The organism is Streptomyces sp. NPDC049577 (assembly GCF_040675635.1).
Lineage (GTDB): Bacteria > Actinomycetota > Actinomycetes > Streptomycetales > Streptomycetaceae > Streptomyces.
In genome coordinates, this window is the sequence record NZ_JBFAPH010000537.1 from 1 (window position 1) to 2,501 (window position 2,501).

Consider the following 2,501-nt stretch of genomic DNA (forward strand, 5'->3'; position numbering starts at 1 on the left):
AGCTTCTTGGCGCGGGCCTCCAGGTCGGCGTCGCGACGCTGCTCGATCTGCTGACGCTCGACGGAGACGTGGGCCTCCAGCGAGGGCAGGTCGCGTCCGCGCCGGCCGATCATGTGGATGTCCGTGACCCGGCTGTCCGCGAGCGCCGCCAGCGCGGCGTCCGGCACGTCGGTGGACCGCAGCTCCCCGGCGCCGCGCGCCAGGACGCGCGCCACGTCGACCGCCACGTTGCCCATGCCGATGACGACGGCGGAGCGGGCGGCGAGGACGAAGCCGCGCGGCGCGGCGTCCGGGTGGGCGCTGTACCAGGAGACGAACTCGGTGGCCGAGAAACTGCCCGGCAGGTCCTCGCCGGGAATCCCGAGCCGACGGTCGGTCGCCGCCCCCACGCAGTAGACCACCGCGTGGTAGAGGTCCAGCAGCCGTTCCGGCGGCAGGGCGCCGGGGCCCTCGCCCACCCGGACGTTGCCGAGGAAGGTGACGCCCGGGTGCTCCAGCACCACGCGCAGGCTCTGCTGCAGCGACTTGATCTTCTCGTGGTCGGGTGCGACCCCGTAGCGCACCAGCCCGTACGGGCAGGGCAGCCGGTCCAGCACGTCCACCGACACCGGCACGGCGGCCTGCGCCACCAGGGCCTGCGCCGTGTAGACCCCGCTGGGACCCGATCCGACGACTGCGACGCGAAGCACGGAGGGACTCCTTCCGGCGGCTTGGATCCAGCATCCCACCGGTCGCCCCGGCGCGACACCAGGCCGTTCAGCCGCCGGCCCGCGGCCGCTCGCCGGGCGGGCGTTCCCCCGGCGGCGCGCCCAGCTCCCAGGCGAGTCCGTACCGCTGGAAGAGCTCCGACCTCAGCCGCTCCACGGGCATCGGCGCCCCCGGCAGCAGCACCGCCACCACCGATCCCATCAGCAGCGCCCGCAGCAGCCGGTAGTCGGCGTCCGGATCCTCCGAGCCGTACCGCGTCACCGTGTCACGCAGCAGGAACGCCAGGCGCTGCTGCTCGGGGCACTGGATGAAGCCTTCGGCCTGGAGGATCCCGGCCATGTGCGTCCGCATCAGCAGGGGGCGGTCCCGGGCGAGCCCCAGAATCGTGTCGATGGCCCGCGCCAGCAGCTCGTGCCCGTCGGTCGTGCGCGGCTCCCGCTCCAGCGCCGCCGACAGCTCACGGTGCATCAGCCGGTGCACGGCGGACTGCAGGAGCTGTCGCTTGCCCGGGAAGTAGTACGACACCAGCCCGCGCGCCGCTCCGGCGCGATCGGCGATGTCCGCGAGCGTCGTCGCCTCGTAGCCCCGTTCGGCCACCAGCTCGACCGTCGCCTGGAGCAGCCGCTCGCGGGAGCGGCGGCGCAACTCCTCGTTCGCCGCTGCGCTGCGCGGAGACATGCCGAATAACTCCTGCGTTGACTGGCCCGCAGCCAATATACTCAGGAGCTGTCCGGTTGTCGTGGCCCGGGGGCGGGGCCCGCCCGGACGCGCCCGCTGATCCGGGCGACGCGGGGGATCGTCCGGATCGGCGGGCTTTCTCGTGCCCTGCACTGCCCTGCGGCGGGCCCGCGATGACGGGGCGTCAGCCGGCGGAGCCGCCGGCGTGCGCGTCGAGGACGCCCGCCCCGACCAGGGCGAACAGCAGCAGGCCCAGCAGCACGCGGTAGACCACGAACGGCATGAAGCTCTTCGACGAGACGAACCGCATGAACCACGCGATGACGGCGTAGCCGACGACGAAGGCGAGCAGCGTCGCGAGCAGCGTGGGCCCCCACGCCGTGTGCCCCGCGCCCGCGTCCTTGAGCTCGAAGACGCCCGAGGCGAGCACGGCCGGCACGGCCAGCAGGAAGGAGTAGCGGGCCGCGGACGCCCGGCTGTACCCCAGGAGCAGCCCGCCGCTGATCGTCGCGCCCGAGCGGGAGACACCGGGCACCAGCGCCATGGCCTGGCACAGGCCGAGGACCAGGCCGTCCCGGGTGCTCAGGTCGGTCAGTTCCTTGCGCCGGCGGACGGCCCGGTGCCGGCCTCCGGTCTCGTCGCGCGCGGCCCTCCGGTCGGCCCAGCCCAGCACGACGCCCATCACCACCAGCGTCGTCGCCGTGACGCGAAGGTCCCGGAAAGGACCCTCGATCGCGTCCTTCAGCACCAGTCCCAGCACGCCGATCGGGATCGAACCGACGATGACCAGCCAGCCCGTCCGGGCGTCGGGATCATGCCGTGCCCGGCGGTCGGACAGCGAGCGGAACCAGGCCGCCACGATGCGGGCGATGTCCGACCGGAAATAGATCAGCACCGCCGTCTCGGTGCCGATCTGGGTGATCGCGGTGAACGCCGCGCCCGGATCCGGCCAGTCGGCGAAGGCCGCGACCAGCCGCAGATGCGCGCTGGAGGAGATCGGCAGGAACTCGGTCAGCCCCTCCCCGTTCTCCATGACGTTGCCGGAGGACAGACCCCTGGTCGTCCCGGTGAAGTCGCCGACCTCCAGCAGCGCCGGCGGCTCGTACACCTCCTGT

At 73.3% G+C, this 2,501-nt stretch carries 3 protein-coding genes; all 3 read right to left on the bottom strand.

Going from position 1 to position 2,501, the window contains the following annotated elements:
• On the bottom strand, positions 1–689 hold a 689-nt coding region (locus AB0K09_RS32285; protein WP_366068951.1), incomplete at its 3' end, for an FAD-dependent oxidoreductase.
• Positions 690–756: 67 nt separating this feature from the next.
• A complete protein-coding gene (locus AB0K09_RS32290; protein ID WP_366068952.1) occupies positions 757–1,386 on the bottom strand; it encodes a helix-turn-helix domain-containing protein in 630 nt (209 codons plus the stop codon).
• Between the two features lie 184 nt (positions 1,387–1,570).
• Positions 1,571–2,419, bottom strand: a complete 849-nt coding sequence (locus AB0K09_RS32295; protein WP_366068953.1) for an undecaprenyl-diphosphate phosphatase — start codon at positions 2,417–2,419, stop codon at positions 1,571–1,573.
• Positions 2,420–2,501 lie beyond the last annotated feature (82 nt).